General features: G+C 42.5%; 14 protein-coding genes. 7 read left to right on the top strand and 7 right to left on the bottom strand.

Features of this window, described 5'->3' with window-relative positions:
* Positions 1-297: 297 nt before the first annotated feature.
* Positions 298-516: a hypothetical protein gene (locus tag Q4600_RS13990; protein WP_102526397.1), complete on the top strand. Its 219-nt coding sequence runs from the start codon at positions 298-300 to the stop codon at positions 514-516.
* A 165-nt stretch (positions 517-681) separates the two neighbouring features.
* On the opposite strand, the gene Q4600_RS13985 is transcribed toward Q4600_RS13990, so the two are convergent.
* The 4 genes from Q4600_RS13985 to Q4600_RS13970 all read right to left on the bottom strand — a co-directional run bounded on the left by Q4600_RS13985 (position 682) and on the right by Q4600_RS13970 (position 4,543).
* On the bottom strand, positions 682-2,136 hold the full coding sequence (locus tag Q4600_RS13985) for a HAMP domain-containing sensor histidine kinase (RefSeq protein WP_303517050.1): 1,455 nt from the start codon (positions 2,134-2,136) through the stop codon (positions 682-684).
* A gap of 82 nt (positions 2,137-2,218) precedes the next feature.
* Positions 2,219-2,953 carry a response regulator transcription factor gene (locus tag Q4600_RS13980; RefSeq protein WP_102526399.1) on the bottom strand — a complete coding sequence of 245 codons (735 nt, stop codon included), beginning with the start codon at positions 2,951-2,953 and terminating at the stop codon, positions 2,219-2,221.
* A 118-nt stretch (positions 2,954-3,071) separates the two neighbouring features.
* Positions 3,072-3,824, bottom strand: a complete 753-nt coding sequence (locus Q4600_RS13975; RefSeq protein ID WP_248956997.1) for a spondin domain-containing protein — start codon at positions 3,822-3,824, stop codon at positions 3,072-3,074.
* A gap of 11 nt (positions 3,825-3,835) precedes the next feature.
* Entirely contained in the window at positions 3,836-4,543 is a 708-nt protein-coding gene (locus tag Q4600_RS13970) for a spondin domain-containing protein (protein ID WP_303517082.1), read from the bottom strand.
* Positions 4,544-4,766: 223 nt separating this feature from the next.
* Between Q4600_RS13970 and Q4600_RS13965 the strand changes: the two genes are divergently transcribed.
* A complete protein-coding gene (locus tag Q4600_RS13965; protein WP_303517049.1) occupies positions 4,767-5,345 on the top strand; it encodes a GNAT family N-acetyltransferase in 579 nt (192 codons plus the stop codon).
* Positions 5,346-5,404: 59 nt separating this feature from the next.
* The gene (locus Q4600_RS13960; RefSeq protein ID WP_303517048.1) at positions 5,405-6,757 is read left to right on the top strand and encodes an FAD-binding oxidoreductase; all 1,353 of its coding nucleotides are present in this window, start codon (positions 5,405-5,407) and stop codon (positions 6,755-6,757) included.
* On the opposite strand, the gene nhaC is transcribed toward Q4600_RS13960, so the two are convergent.
* Positions 6,754-8,232, bottom strand: a complete 1,479-nt coding sequence (gene nhaC, locus Q4600_RS13955; RefSeq protein ID WP_303517047.1) for a Na+/H+ antiporter NhaC — start codon at positions 8,230-8,232, stop codon at positions 6,754-6,756. The two genes, Q4600_RS13960 and nhaC, sit on opposite strands and share 4 nt — an antisense overlap.
* 458 nt (positions 8,233-8,690) lie before the next feature.
* On the opposite strand from nhaC, the gene Q4600_RS13950 reads away from it, so the two are divergent.
* From Q4600_RS13950 to Q4600_RS13935, 4 genes are all read left to right on the top strand, one after another.
* The gene (locus Q4600_RS13950) at positions 8,691-9,140 is read left to right on the top strand and encodes a hypothetical protein (protein WP_102526408.1); all 450 of its coding nucleotides are present in this window, start codon (positions 8,691-8,693) and stop codon (positions 9,138-9,140) included.
* 161 nt (positions 9,141-9,301) lie between these two features.
* Complete coding sequence (locus Q4600_RS13945) at positions 9,302-9,853, top strand: GNAT family N-acetyltransferase (RefSeq protein WP_303517046.1); 552 nt, start codon at positions 9,302-9,304, stop codon at positions 9,851-9,853.
* Between the two features lie 372 nt (positions 9,854-10,225).
* On the top strand, positions 10,226-10,378 hold the full coding sequence (locus Q4600_RS13940; RefSeq protein ID WP_303517045.1) for a hypothetical protein: 153 nt from the start codon (positions 10,226-10,228) through the stop codon (positions 10,376-10,378).
* 82 nt (positions 10,379-10,460) lie between these two features.
* Positions 10,461-11,225, top strand: coding sequence for a DUF2971 domain-containing protein (locus Q4600_RS13935; RefSeq protein ID WP_303517044.1), 765 nt, complete (start codon positions 10,461-10,463; stop codon positions 11,223-11,225).
* Positions 11,226-11,350: 125 nt separating this feature from the next.
* Here Q4600_RS13935 and purD read toward each other — a convergent pair whose 3' ends face one another.
* Positions 11,351-12,652 (bottom strand): phosphoribosylamine--glycine ligase, encoded by a 1,302-nt coding sequence (purD, locus tag Q4600_RS13930; RefSeq protein WP_303517043.1) that lies wholly within the window; start codon positions 12,650-12,652, stop codon positions 11,351-11,353.
* A gap of 83 nt (positions 12,653-12,735) precedes the next feature.
* Positions 12,736-14,325 carry a bifunctional phosphoribosylaminoimidazolecarboxamide formyltransferase/IMP cyclohydrolase gene (purH, locus tag Q4600_RS13925; RefSeq protein ID WP_303517042.1) on the bottom strand — a complete coding sequence of 530 codons (1,590 nt, stop codon included), beginning with the start codon at positions 14,323-14,325 and terminating at the stop codon, positions 12,736-12,738.
* Positions 14,326-14,345: the final 20 nt, after the last annotated feature.

Genomic DNA, 14,345 nt, shown 5'->3' with positions numbered 1-14,345 from the left:
GTAGAATAACTACACCACAAAGCCTCTGTCTTGTCTAAATGAACAACAATTTGCTGCAAAAACAACCTTGAAAGATCAACATGCCTAGACTATATAAATCATTGTTTTAACTATTTAGGTGCGCTTTATCACAAAGTGAGAATGGAATATTCTATTTTGTGATCTTTGCAAAACTCTTCATGGAACTAATTTGATATTTTATGCTCATTGTGAGAATAATATTAATAAGCTGACTAGCTTTGTTTTATGGTGGGATGGAAGCCACATCTAGTAGCCTTTGCCAAAAGAGAGATAAATATGAAAGTTCAAATTATTGTTGCGTTAGTATTCTTTGCTATTTTTGCTGCACTGCTACCAGGTACCCATTACATCTATGTTGCTAATGCTGGTTACTACATGGGGCAATTCGTAACTGTTGCTGCAGTATTGCTAATGTGGGGCTGTTTAGCTGCTGGTTTTGTGAGTCTTTTCTTCCACAAAATTAAAGCTTTGTACCTTTCAATTGAAAATGGCTAGTCACAGCCTGATTCATTGAGAGTGATGCTCGTAAACGGGAATGCTCTCAGAATGATTATTTAGCGACGCTGTCGATAGATAATATATAAAGCCACCATTTTAAGGTGGCTTTCTTGTTTTTTAACCTTTGTTTTTTCTTAAAATATTGCAGCATTAACGAAAGAGTTAATGGGTTGCTAGCTCAATCATAAAGTGACTTCCTTTTCCTGGGGTACTTTTTATATCAATTCGGCACTTCAATAAGCCTAATAACTGCCTGACAATGGCTAAACCAACTCCGAGTTGTGGCAGCGCTTGATTTGGCTCAAAGTTAAGCTGCTGTATAGATAACTGTTTCAAAGCCTCTACTTCATGCTTGTGCATGCCTGCGCCAGTATCCTCAACCGCTAACCACGTTTGATCATGATGTGTTTCACTGTAAACCGTTATCGTGCCGCCTTTAGGTGTGTATCGCAGTGCGTTGTCGACGAGATTATTTAAAATCCGCCTCATCAGCTGAGGATCGGTATAAACCTGCAGTTGATCCGTGACATTAAAATCTAATGTAATCCCTAGTTTTTTTGCCCTAGGGGCAAAAGTTTGATTTAAATCGAGTAAGACTTCACGCAAATTAATTTTAGCTATTTGAGCACTGATTTGGCCATTTTCAAGGGCGGCAAGCTCAAGTAACTGCGATAATAATTGCTGTAGGTTTTGCCCAGAGTTTGCAGCATATTCAATGTACTCTGGCTGACGTTCGTCGGGTGGAGACAGTAACCAAGTGTCGATATAGCCAATCAATGATGTTAATGGTGTCTTTAAGTCATGGGATAAATGGAGTAAAAAATCATGTTTGGCCTGTTGTTGTCGTTTCACTTGTTGATGTTGCTGGTTTAACTCTTGCAGCAAGTGATTAATGTGCTCACTGAGCTTTTTGATTTCTAAGCTGCCGTTATAGCGATTCGGCAAAGCCAGGTTTTCTTCTAATGGAGCGTCTTTAAGGCGAGTTAAATCACTGGCAAGCTTTTGAATCGGGCGAGTGAAAAAACCTAATAACAGCACAAATAGAATCAACGCGAAAATCACCCAAAAACCGATTGTTGCGCCCCAAAGTTTAGGCTGGTTTTCTGAATTAATTAACGCCTGCCAACTGTCATAATCCTCGCCGCCAATGATTACGTATAAGTATCCACTATGAAGGCCGTTTTCTGTCACTAGTGGACTGACGGAGAATATTTTCTGGGTTTCAGTTGAGCGTGGATCTGTGCCTAAAATCGGTAAGTCACCACCTGCAATAAACTGCTGAATTTGGCTTAGGTTGACGCGATCTTTTTTGATTTTTTCTTCTTTGGCATCATAAGCGATGACACGGCCTTCGGGATCAAGGGTATAAATTTCAAAGCTTGGCCCTAACAGCATAAAGTCATGAAATGCTTCCTTTAGCGCGGCATCTGAGGTAATCCCTTGTGAAAGTAACGGGTTGATATGCGCCATATGTTCGGCAAGTTGCAGATGTAATGATTGCTGAATTTGATTACGACTAAATTCGTGATTAAGTTGCAACCACTGCCACAGTGCGACAAATAACAGTAATACCACCACAGTCGCAGATAGGAACAGCCGGTTAAATAATCGATTCATGATGTGGGACCTACCTTGGTTCGACTAGGGTGAATGAAGTCAGAGTACTGAGTTAATTTGAAGTGCGTTTAATTCAACAGGGCTAATGTGCTCCAGCTTCGGGTGGTGAAAATTTGTAACCGACTCCCCATACTGTTTTGACTAATTCCGGGTGGCCAGGGCTTCGAGAAAGCTTAGTGCGCAAGCGATTTATATGGCTATTAACAGTGTGCTCATAGCCGTCATAGTTATAACCCCATACTGCTTCTAATAACTGCATTCTGCTAAACACTTGCAGGGGATGCTGGGCAAGAAACAGTAATAAATCGAACTCTCTCGCTGTGAGCTCTAACGTACTATTGTTAGACACTACTTCGCGGGTTGTTGAGTTAATGGTGACCCCGTTAAACTCCAATTGCTCAGTTTGTACTTGTTGTACTTTACTGCGCCTGAGCATGGCTTTAACCCTTGCTCGAAGCTCTAATACGCTAAAGGGTTTGACGAGATAATCGTCTGCGCCAGCTTCTAAGCCTAAAACAATATCGGCTTCTGAATCTTTGGCTGTTAACATCATCACAGGCAATGATTTTCCAGCTTCTCTGAGTTGCTGGCAAAGCATAATGCCATCACCATCAGGGAGCATACGATCCATTAAAATCAGATCGAGTGATTTAGTGTCGATGATTTGCATGGCTTGGCTTAAGGTCGTGGCATGAAACACTTCGTAGTTTAATGCCGTGAGATTCAACATAATCAGCTTGGCTAAATCTTGTTCGTCTTCAACCAGTAAAATATGCTGCTTTATCTGGTGGCCGTTATGCTTAGTGTTATCGTTCATCCAAAATTTCCCAAATCAGATCCCTAATAACCAGACCTGAGATGGGAAGATTAAATTTCAACCTGTTTGTTTTTTATTTGTTAACAAACTTGTTTAAGCTTAATCATGGATGTTTTCACTATTCCGTTCGACTAATCGAAATGGAGATTGCCGGATTATCAAAACGATGTGAAGGCGTTAATACACTGTCCATCAATCCGTCGTACATGGTGATCACACCAGGATGAATATGAACAAAATCTACATCATCACGTTCTGAGTTATATCCTTCGCCACCATCAGCAGGTCCAGGCATCGTGCCTTGTGCTTCTGAGTTCGCTTCGGTGCCTGCATCGTAAACCATACCGCGCATCGACACTGACTCATCAACAGCCAACATACTAATGTCATAACTATTTAGGCCAGTAAACGCATCATTGGTGTTGACTAACATTGTGGCGACAGTGAGATTGGCAATGTCTGCTTCATCAAGTGTCACAGTGATAGTTTCTGACATACCCGGCATTAAAATACCTGCGCCACTGACCGTAGACGTCACGCCTTCAATTGCTGCAACATCTGCGGCATCGCCGCCTTCAGCAATTTTTTCCAGTGCAACATTGGCTGCTTCACCTGCTTGCCACAACATCACATCACTATTGTGTGAGGCAATGGCAATCGGTGACATAGGTTGGTTAGCCGTTAAATTGGTCACGGTAACCGTATAAGTCTGCATTACAACAGTCGGTTCAGGCGGAGTAACAGGTTCTGGTGTAGGTGATTCATCGTCATCATCAGAACAACCGCTTAGTCCTAACACCGCAATTAATGCTACTGCCGTTAAGCTATATTTATGCGTATGTTTAGTTTTACTATTTGTTAAATATCTCATCGCGAGTCCCCTTATTTGACAGTAACAACTACTTTCGCAACAGGGTTTAACCAGCGATGAATGCGGCTATCTAAATCACTTGCGCCACCGGTTGCATCAGTATCACCAAGCACACCTGGATGAGTGTGAACATTAGCATTAGTAGAACCATCCATAACACCAGTACCATTCATACCTCCGTCACCACCAGGTGCTGCAGGAATACCTGGAACGCCTGCCATACCGCCGCCATTAACCATTTCATCATTGGCTTCAGTGCCTGCGTCATAGGCATTTAAGTAAACTGTATAACTACCTGCTTCAGTAGGGATTTCCCAACCATCTAAACCGATAAAGGCATCATTGGTTGGTAGCACCATGGCAACAATTGAAAGGTGCGTCATTTCCATGGAATCAAGCATCACTTCGCTGACATTAGCCCCTGGTGCTAGTAATCCCATCGCAGGGTTAACTGCGGTAAAACCACCTGCGCCCATCACAGCAGCGTCTAAATCACCAACATCGCCACCTTCAGCCATTTTTTGCAATGCTGGTGTTGCTTCGGTGCCGACTTCAAATAAGTGGCTATCAGCATCATGAGCTGCAATTAAGATAGGGGTGAAGTGATTACCATGGGTTAAGTTAACCACGCTAATTTCTAATTCTGCAGCAGTGGCTGAAACACTGAATAGACCTGCAGCCACTAGGCCAAGTGAAAGTAGAGTCGCTTTAGTTTTCATTGATGCAGATGATGTTGATACTGAAATTGACGGTTGTACTTCTGACGCCTTTAAGACTGATGATTTCATAACAGAGCTCCTTTTGTTTAATTGCTAACGATTCTGGCAAAGGGATCTCACTGTGTTATCGCCAAATTATCACAAAAGATTAACATCGTTTATTTTGCCGAATTTATTGTGTAGTCTTGGCGATATAATGATGACAATTGGAGTCAATATAATAATGATAAGAAACTTAACTCCTGAATATTTTCAACAGGTTATAGAACTAGGTAATCTCGTGCATGGTGAAGGCTATTTAAATTTCGCCTCCCTTGAAAAAATTTATCAAATGGGCATAAAAAATAATATTAATGCGCATTTTATCGCGATAAGTGATGAAACTTCACAGATTGACAGTCAATCAACTATCGTCGGTTTTCGATTAACTTATGCGGCGGGAAAGTGGCCCATTGATCAATGGTGCACTCCAGATAAGTGGCCAGTTTCCGTTGAAGATATGTGTTACTTCAAATGCAATACTGTGGCAGAAGGTCAGCGAGGGAAAGGTATTGGTTCTCGGCTATTGCAGGCTTCAATTGCAGCAGTAAAACAGCAAGGGGCTAAAGCTGGCGTGAGTCATTTGTGGCAGCAAAGCCCCAATAACTCAGCAGTAGGTTACTTCACACATGCTGGAGGTAAACTCATCAAATTACACCCGAGTCGCTGGAATCAGCGACATGACAACAGCGATTACTTGTGCGTGATATGTGGTGATGACTGTCACTGCACCGCTTGTGAAATGGTGATTGAATTTGGCTAAGTCCGCTTCAAAACATCACTTTTAATGTATTTCAGCACAGCGATAAATGAGTACCTTGTATGCCCTCAAGTTATTACGATCCTTTAATCAACAGCACGCCAGCATCGCAACCTTTTGCAGATAGTTATTGGGCATCGACCCAAAGCTTGCCTGCGCTACTACCTTCACTTAAGAGTAGTCAACAAACAGATGTGGCGATTATCGGCGGTGGGTACACTGGATTACTAACAGCGTATTACTTAGCAACTGAATTTAATATTGATTGCCGTGTACTTGAAGCTAATCAGGTAGGGTTTGGTGCCAGTGCACGAAATGCGGGGTTCGTGCTTAAAGGTTCAGGCCGTTTAGGCTACTCAGCTATGGCAAAGCGGTGGGATCTTGCTACTGCACAAGGTATTTATCAGGAGTTCAGTCAAGCGGTAAGCCGAGTAGAAGGGCTGATAAATCAACACCAGATAGCCTGTGAACCCCAAGAACATGGCTATCTTAAAGTGGCGCATAACCCCAAAGCGCTTAACAGCCTTAAAGCCGCCGCTGATTTTATTCAGCAAAACATGGCGCAAGACAGTGATTTTACGGCGCAATTTATTAGTGCTGATAAGTTTAAAACTCAATATCTCAATCATCATCAAGCTTATGGGGCATTAAGGCTTAATGATGGCTTTGGTGTAAATCCGCTGAAATTGTTACTGGGTTATAAATCATTGGTTCAAAAGCAAGGTGTTAGCATTAATGAGCAGTCTTGTGTTGTCGATTGGATTGAAGAAAACGGTAAACATCGACTGCTTACCGAGCATGGTGAACTGTTGGCAAACAAAGTGATAATGGCGGGAAATGCCTACTCACCAAAACAGTTTAATCAGCGAGTGGATGACAAGTTTTTACCCATTTTAAGTAATATTATTGTCACCGAGCCATTGACCGATGATGAGCTAGCCCAAGCGGGTTTGCATACTAACCAAGTCACCATGGATACCAGAATATTAAAGTATTACTTTAGGCTGCTACCTGATAACCGACTGTTATTCGGCGGAAGAGGCGCGGTATGGGGCAAAGATGCGGCTGAACCTATTTATGGTCAGCGCTTAAAGCTAGCTATGGATAAATGTTTCCCGTATTTAAGCCGCAAAAAAATTGCCTATAACTGGACAGGTTGGATCGCGGCATCAATGGATGACATGCCCCATGTGTACAGTAAAAATGGTGTTGGTTATAGCCTTGGTTATTGTGGCGCAGGAGTATCTTTTAGTGCTCAAGCTGCCTTTAGGCTAGCTCAAAGTATTGCTGGTGAATCTTTACCTGATTTACCGCTTTATAACGCGCCACTGCCTGCGATGCCCTTTACCAAAGCAAGGCGAATAGGGCAGTGGAGTTATTATCATTATGGTTGGTTAAAAGATAAATTCGGTTAACCTTCACTTGGATTAGTTATCGTTAATTCGGTTTCTTCTAACGGCTCAATTTTAATATTGAAGTAAGCATACGATGCACTGATAAATGGGCAGACCAAGTTAAATATCGCATAGGGCAAGTAAGCGATAGTCGCTACACCTAAGGTGCTTGCCATAAATGCGCCACAAGTATTCCAAGGAATTAATGGGCTGGTAACAGTGGCCGAGTCTTCAAGGGCGCGGCTGAGGTTCACAGCAGCAAGTTGACGTTTTTGATATTCAAGTTTCAGCATCCTTCCAGGCAGTACAATGGCGATATACTGGTCGGCAGTAATCACGTTAGCGCCGATACAAACTCCTAATGTAGTGATGATTAAGCTACTGGTACCTGTGACTAAGCTAAGAATGCTTTCTAGTAATCTTGAAAGTAAGCCTGTTACTTCCATGACGCCGCCAAACGCCATGGCACAGAGAATTAACCAAACGGTAGTGACCATGCTGCTCATACCACCACGGCTGAGTAAGTTATCCAGTACCTCATCGCCCGTGGCTGCCACGTAACCATCGAACATCGCAATCCAAATGCCTTTAATGATCGCCACAAATGGCAATAAATCGGGCTCATTAACATACGCTATGATGTTGTCGAATTGGAAAAGGGCTGCGCAAATTGCCCCTGCAATGGTACCTAAAATGACGGTAGGGAAAGCGGGCATTTTCTTGTTTGCTAAAAACAGCACGACTAACAGGGGTAAGAGTAAATGCAGGCCGGGGTCGTAGGTTTGCTCAAGCAGAGCTAACGTTGTGCCTAGTTGCGAGTCAAAACTCAACACATCCGCAGACAAGCCAATAATCGTAAACACAATGAGCGCAATAATGATGCTTGGCACGGTTGTCCAAGTCATATGCTTGATATGACTGAAAATATCAGAACCTGCAACAGCGGGCGCAAGGTTGGTGGTATCAGATAATGGCGACATTTTATCGCCGAAATAAGCACCACTAATAATAGCGCCAGCGGTGATATTAATATCTAAGCCCATTGCCGAGGCAATGCCCACCAGTGCAATACCTATTGTACCGGCCACCGTCCATGAACTGCCGATACTGATAGCGACTATTGCGCACAAGATACAACTTGCAGCGTAGAAATATTTGGGGTTGAGGATTTGCATACCGTAATAAATCATTGTCGGTACAGTACCTGACAAAATCCAAGTACCAATGAGCGATCCTACAGTAAATAGAATCAGTAATGCGCCTGTGGCGATACCAATACTGTTGACTATTCCGCGCTCCATTTGGTTCCAGCTGTAACCATTTTTATAACCAATCACGATGGCAATACACGCAGCAAGGATCAGCGCTATTTGGTTAGCACCTGAAGAGCTGTCAGATGAAAAAAGGTATACCGCAGCGCCAAGCATAGTGATTAATGCAAAGACGGGTAAGAGTGCATCAAGCAAACTCGGCTGCTTGATTTGAGAGTCAGACATAAAGCTATCCCTAATGTTATTTTTATTATAGGTCGTGCTAGGTATAAGTTATTTTTAGCCTTGGTTACTATTGTTATTAAATTGTGACGGTGCGACATCCTGCCATAAAGCAGTAGCTCAAGTCGATGTTTGTGGGTCGTTGTTATAGGCGTTAATTGGATTGGATTTAGCTGGTTTTAACAATTCAGACATTTATTAAGCATAGCTATTCATAATAGTTATTTAGCGTGCATAAATACCCATTTAAAATATTACCGAAAAATGTTGATGTGATTTGAACTGCTTGTTCGAAGGCATTAAGCGGTTAAGTTTAGGCCTTAAACAAGCTATATGAGGGTTGAGTCCTTCAAAAGCGATTAATTGCTTAGATCTGTAAAGGGTAGACTGCGGTTATTGAGATTTTCCTTTATTGAGAGGCTTTCGCACCTCAATAAACCGCCACGATATATAGGTATTACATGAATAAAAAACAAATTGGCGCAGTGCTTATGTCGCTATCATTTAGCGCATTGGGTGTTTCAGCGACGGCAAATGCCAATGAAGCATCTGAACAAGCTCAATTAGAGCAAGCTATGAGTGAAATGGTGGTGGCTGAAACATCTATGCTGTTGCTAGAAGAAGGTGATGCGTACCATACTGAGTTTACGAGAATTGTAGCGACGCAGTTTAGTGAAATCCTTATCACAAAAGAGCAAGCTAAGCAGTTATCGTTGCAGAAAACCAAGCATTTCTATTTTTCTGCAGAGCATGACGTAGAAACATTGGCACAGGTGGTTTCAGGTGTGATTGATACTGATGCACCGACCTATTTCTCAGTAAGCTTATTTCGCGAATACAACCGTAATAATGGTGGCTATCAGTTTGGTGCCAAAATTACTGAGTACGAAGATACCGATAACCGTGATTAACCCATTTTTCATTTGAATCACCCCTTTGCCGAGCCCATGCTCGGCTTTTTTGTTTTAGGGTCGCAATTTGATTTTAGCAAACTGGCTTGTAGTGAAATAACCGTCGATAATAATGTTATATGACATCAATAAATTCCGTTTCAGAGGCTTAATTGCAAAATATGACAGATGACACTATAAAGTTATCGACTTTCACTACTAACGCAACAGACGATGTTATTGAGTTATTTACTCAATCGTTTGGGGATGCTGAGGGCGAGGCTGAAGGCAAGGTGATTGGTCACTTAGTTTCTGAATTGATTGTGACAACACCTGAGACTGACTTGTTGGGCTTTGTTGCAACCATAGAAAACAAGATTGTAGGGGCTATCTTCTTTAGCCGTTTAACATTAGCGAATAAAGCCAATGCATTTATTTTATCTCCTGTTGCGGTGAGCACTGCTTTTCAAGCAAAAGGGATTGGCCAAAGGCTAATTAACTTTGGCTTAAAGCAGCTTAAAGACAATGGTGTTGAGTTAGTATTTACTTACGGTGACCCTAACTACTACGTTAAGGTTGGCTTTAACCCTATCAGCGAAGACTGCATCAAAGCACCTCTTATCCTGACTTACCCTGAAGGATGGTTAGCACAGTCATTAGTTGGCACCGAGATTGAGCCGATTGAAGGGGATAGTTTTTGTGTGGATGCACTGAATGAGCAGTCATACTGGTAATTGGGTTTCGGCAGAAATGCCGAAGTGATTTTTATTTTATAAATCTACATCTAAATCCACTTCTACTTCTGCATCTAAATTAAGATCGTGGCGCTTCGCCCACACCAAAATCAAGGGGGAAAGCGCTTGTCCCCCTTGATAATCCCTCAGCGCTCCGGCGAAATTTAAAAAGCAAAATTTCCAACGGAGTATTGTTTATCTTTTGGCCTCGTTTTGATTCTACTTCGACCATCTTCGAAAATGACTAACGCTTTCGATGGGGCGTCCCTTCCCCTCGAAAGCTAGCCAGACATCCATGTCTGGACTCACGCAATTTTCTTGATGGCCTCAAGTTAAATGGATACTGCGGCTTTGTTCTATTACTGAATACAAATGAAGTTAAATCGAAGAGGTGAAATACCCAGTACAGATGCGTCTAAGACCTTCCAAAACATGGATGTTTTGGCAGAGCTTACAGGGATGTACTTGCTGCGTGTCTTAGATGCATCTGTGCAAAAGCCTGCGGCAGGCAATTGGTTAGATTGAGGTTATTTTACGAAAGGCTTTTGATATATAGTGATAATAGTCGTTCAGGTATATAACTTAAAAACTAGGCAAATAAGAACCTATGAGTAAACCAAAGAAGCTATATAAATATGAAGCATTTAGCGTACAGAGCTTGAAAAACTTACAGTCTCGAACCCTGTATTTCGGCTCCCCGTTAAATTTTAATGATCCTTATGATTGCGCAATTAGAGCAAAAATTTCTGAGCCAACAAGTTCGGAAATAAAAGTATTACAAGAGTTTCTATATAAAGATGCAGAGACTCCAGATATAACTCTTGGAGCATTAAAAAATTCTAATAATGATAACTTTAACACCTTGATTAAGAATCTTTCGGATCATCGTGTGCGTTCTTACATAAACCGTAATATGAAAAATATTGGTGTTACGTGTTTTTCTGAATGTAATGATGATCACTTAATGTGGTCTCATTATGCCGATAAGCAAACAGGGTTTTGTTTAGAGTTTGATACTTCACAGAAAATGTTTTCGCAAGTAAGAAAAGTTGAATATCCAGATACCTATCCAGAAATAAATGCAGTTAATTTATTGGTACATCAGAAATATGGAACGTGTATAGATCATTTATACATAAAATCAGAATCTTGGGAATATGAGAAAGAGTGGCGATGTATCCATCCAGTTGCCGGGACTTGTTGCAAATATGAACTAAATGCTTTGACCGGAATATATTTTGGACCAGAGATAAGTAAAGATGTTTTAGATATTATTTGCTTGATAATTCGAGAACAACATCCAAATGCAAAGTTATGGAAAGGAAAAAGAAGCCAAGAAACTTTCTCAATTAAATTTGATCTAATTGAATAGTTATTTTCAGAAACTAATTTAAACAAAAATCCCTGTGATTTTGGGTATTAGCTACCATCACAGGGATTTGCTCTTAGCTGATTTGAGGTTAGTGGGTTAACAACTACTAACCTCAAACCAAAAGTTTATGCTTTCCCTTGCTCACGTGCAATTGCACGGTAGGCAATATCAGTGCGGAAGTAGACGTCATCCCAGTGGATGGCATCGACTAACTTGTATGCGCTTGCTTGTGCTTCTGTAACTGTATTACCTAACGCAGTAGCACACAATACGCGGCCGCCTGCAGTGACAACGTGGCCGTCTTTCATTGCTGTGCCAGCGTGGAATACTTTGGCGTTGTTATCACCTAAAGATAAACCGTCAATCACGTCAGCTTTGCGGTATGCATCTGGGTAACCGCCTGCTGCAAGTACAACACCGACTGCTGCGCGTGAATCAAATTCTGCAGTCACAGTATCTAACTCACCACGGGTGGCTGCTAGACAAAGCTCAACTAAGTCTGATTGTAGACGCATCATGATTGGTTGTGTTTCTGGGTCGCCAAAGCGGCAGTTGTACTCAAGTACTTTTGCGCTGCCATCTGGAGAAATCATTAATCCTGCATATAAGAAGCCTGTGTATACATTGCCTTCTGCTGCCATGCCATCAACCGTTGGGCGGATAACATTTGCAATCGTCCAATCGTGAACGGCTTGGGTGACAACAGGGGCTGGTGAGTATGCACCCATGCCGCCAGTGTTAGGGCCATAATCGCCGTTATCACGGGCTTTATGGTCTTGGCTGGTGGCCATTGCTAAGATGTTTTTGCCGTCTACCATCACGATAAAGCTGGCTTCTTCACCTTTTAAAAATTCTTCGATAACGACGCGAGAACCGGCTTCACCGAACTTGTTGCCAGCTAGCATGTCTTCGATTGCCGCATCAGCTTCAGCTTGGTCAGCAGCGATAATCACGCCTTTGCCTGCTGCTAAGCCGTCAGCTTTAATCACAACAGGGAAACCTGTTTTTGAGGTTAACTCTGCTGAGTACGCTTTTGCTGCTTCAATTTCAGTGAAGTTTGAGTAGTCAGCTGTTGGGATGTTATGACGTGCTAAAAAGTCTTTGGTAAAGGCTTTTGAAGACTCAAGCTGCGCAGCGCCTTGGGTAGGGCCGAAAATCGGTAATTTTGCTTCGTTAAAAGCATCGACTACGCCCAGTGCTAATGGCACTTCTGGACCCACAATCGTCAATTCAATTTTGTTGTCTTGAGCAAACTTAACTAACTCTGAAATCGCTTCAACGTTAATGTCGACGTTTTCTAGTTTTGGCTCTAAAGACGTGCCCGCATTGCCTGGCGCGACAAATACAGTGTCAACTTGTGGTGATTGTGCTGCTTTCCAAGCCAGTGCGTGCTCGCGTCCGCCGCCGCCTATTACTAAGACTCTCATTGATTCACCCTCAAACAATTAAAAATATAATCTTTTAAAAACGAAAAAAGCAGCCAAATGAGGCTGCTCTATTCAAATGCTATTTAGTGACGGAAGTGACGCATGCCAGTAAATACCATGGCAATGCCGTGCTCATCTGCCGCTGCGATGATTTCTTCATCACGGATTGAGCCACCCGGTTGGATGATACAGCTAATACCTGCAGCCGCTGCTGCATCGATACCGTCACGGAATGGGAAGAAGGCATCCGATGCCATCACTGAACCTTCAACCACTAAACCTTCGTCAGCCGCTTTAATGCCAGCCACTTTAGCTGAGTAAACACGGCTCATTTGGCCAGCGCCGACACCGATAGTCATGCCATCTTTTGCGTAAACAATCGCGTTAGATTTAACGAATTTAGCCACTTTCCAGCAGAACATTAAGTCAGTTAGCTGCTCGGCTGTTGGTTGTATTTTTGATACCACTTTAACGTCAGCCACATCAACCATGCCTTGGTCGCGGTCTTGAACTAATAAGCCGCCGTTAACACGTTTGAAGTCTTGAGTCGTGGTTTTAGTATTCCACTGGCCGCACTCTAATAAACGTACGTTAGCTTTTGCTGCCACGATATCACGTGCTGCTTGGCTTATTGTTGGCGCAATAATCACTTCAACAAATTGACGGTCAACAATGGCTTTTGCGGTATCAGCATCTAACTCTTGGTTAAAGGCGATGATGCCACCAAATGCTGACGTTGGGTCAGTTTTGAATGCGCGATCGTAAGCTTCAAGAATCGTGTTGCCTAATGCCACACCACAAGGGTTAGCATGTTTTACGATGACACAAGCTGGGCCGTCAAATTCTTTAACACATTCTAGTGCTGAATCAGTATCGGCGATGTTGTTGTATGACAGCGCTTTACCTTGCAATTGTGTTGCACTTGCAACTGAGGCTTCATCAATGTTGCTATCAACATAGAAAGCCGCTTTTTGATGGCTGTTTTCACCGTAGCGTAAATCTTGTTTTTTGATTAGCTGAGTGTTGAATGTACGTGGGAAGCTTGAATCTTCGTGACACTCATCTTTACTGTGGGCAGGAACCATAGTGCCAAAGTAGTTAGCAATCATGCCGTCATAAGCTGCAGTGTGCTCGAACGCTGCAATCGCTAGATCAAAACGGGTTTCAAGTGTGGTGCTACCTTCGTTTGCTTGCATTTCTGCAATGACGCGGCCGTAGTCGCTAGCATTAACAACAATCGTGGTGTCTTTATGGTTTTTAGCGGTAGAACGCACCATTGTTGGGCCACCGATATCGATGTTTTCAACAGCATCGGCAAGGGTACAACCTTCTTTTGCTACAGTAGAAGCAAATGGGTATAGGTTAACGGCAACTAAATCGATTGGTTTGATGGCGTTTTGTTCCATCACGATTTCATCAATACCACGACGGGCTAGAATGCCACCGTGTACTTTTGGATGCAGAGTTTTAACACGACCATCCATGATCTCAGGATGACCCGTGTAGTCAGAGACTTCGGTCACTGGAATATTATTATCAGCAAGTAATTTAGCGGTGCCACCAGTAGAAAGTAATTCTACGCCTTGCTCATGTAATGCTTTAGCAAACTCAAGCATTCCAGTTTTATCAGATACGCTTAACAGCGCGCGACGAATAGGTCTGACAGTATTCATGTAGGTACAGTGTCCACTAT

Source organism: Shewanella sp. 2_MG-2023 (assembly GCF_030548905.1).
Taxonomy (GTDB): Bacteria; Pseudomonadota; Gammaproteobacteria; order Enterobacterales; family Shewanellaceae; genus Shewanella; species Shewanella electrodiphila.
This window is presented reverse-complemented; position numbering and strand designations above follow the sequence as displayed.

Bases quoted from the DNA above. Each gene is read 5' to 3' on its own strand.
- Q4600_RS13990 (WP_102526397.1), top strand. From the start codon at position 298: ATGAAAGTTCAAATTATTGTTGCGTTAGTATTCTTTGCTATTTTTGCT.
- Q4600_RS13985 (WP_303517050.1), bottom strand. From the start codon at position 2,136: ATGAATCGATTATTTAACCGGCTGTTCCTATCTGCGACTGTGGTGGTA.
- Q4600_RS13980 (WP_102526399.1), bottom strand. From the start codon at position 2,953: ATGAACGATAACACTAAGCATAACGGCCACCAGATAAAGCAGCATATT.
- Q4600_RS13975 (WP_248956997.1), bottom strand. From the start codon at position 3,824: ATGAGATATTTAACAAATAGTAAAACTAAACATACGCATAAATATAGC.
- Q4600_RS13970 (WP_303517082.1), bottom strand. From the start codon at position 4,543: ATGAAAACTAAAGCGACTCTACTTTCACTTGGCCTAGTGGCTGCAGGT.
- Q4600_RS13965 (WP_303517049.1), top strand. From the start codon at position 4,767: ATGATAAGAAACTTAACTCCTGAATATTTTCAACAGGTTATAGAACTA.
- Q4600_RS13960 (WP_303517048.1), top strand. From the start codon at position 5,405: ATGCCCTCAAGTTATTACGATCCTTTAATCAACAGCACGCCAGCATCG.
- nhaC (WP_303517047.1), bottom strand. From the start codon at position 8,232: ATGTCTGACTCTCAAATCAAGCAGCCGAGTTTGCTTGATGCACTCTTA.
- Q4600_RS13950 (WP_102526408.1), top strand. From the start codon at position 8,691: ATGAATAAAAAACAAATTGGCGCAGTGCTTATGTCGCTATCATTTAGC.
- Q4600_RS13945 (WP_303517046.1), top strand. From the start codon at position 9,302: ATGACAGATGACACTATAAAGTTATCGACTTTCACTACTAACGCAACA.
- Q4600_RS13940 (WP_303517045.1), top strand. From the start codon at position 10,226: ATGAAGTTAAATCGAAGAGGTGAAATACCCAGTACAGATGCGTCTAAG.
- Q4600_RS13935 (WP_303517044.1), top strand. From the start codon at position 10,461: ATGAGTAAACCAAAGAAGCTATATAAATATGAAGCATTTAGCGTACAG.
- purD (WP_303517043.1), bottom strand. From the start codon at position 12,652: ATGAGAGTCTTAGTAATAGGCGGCGGCGGACGCGAGCACGCACTGGCT.
- purH (WP_303517042.1), bottom strand. From the start codon at position 14,325: ATGAATACTGTCAGACCTATTCGTCGCGCGCTGTTAAGCGTATCTGAT.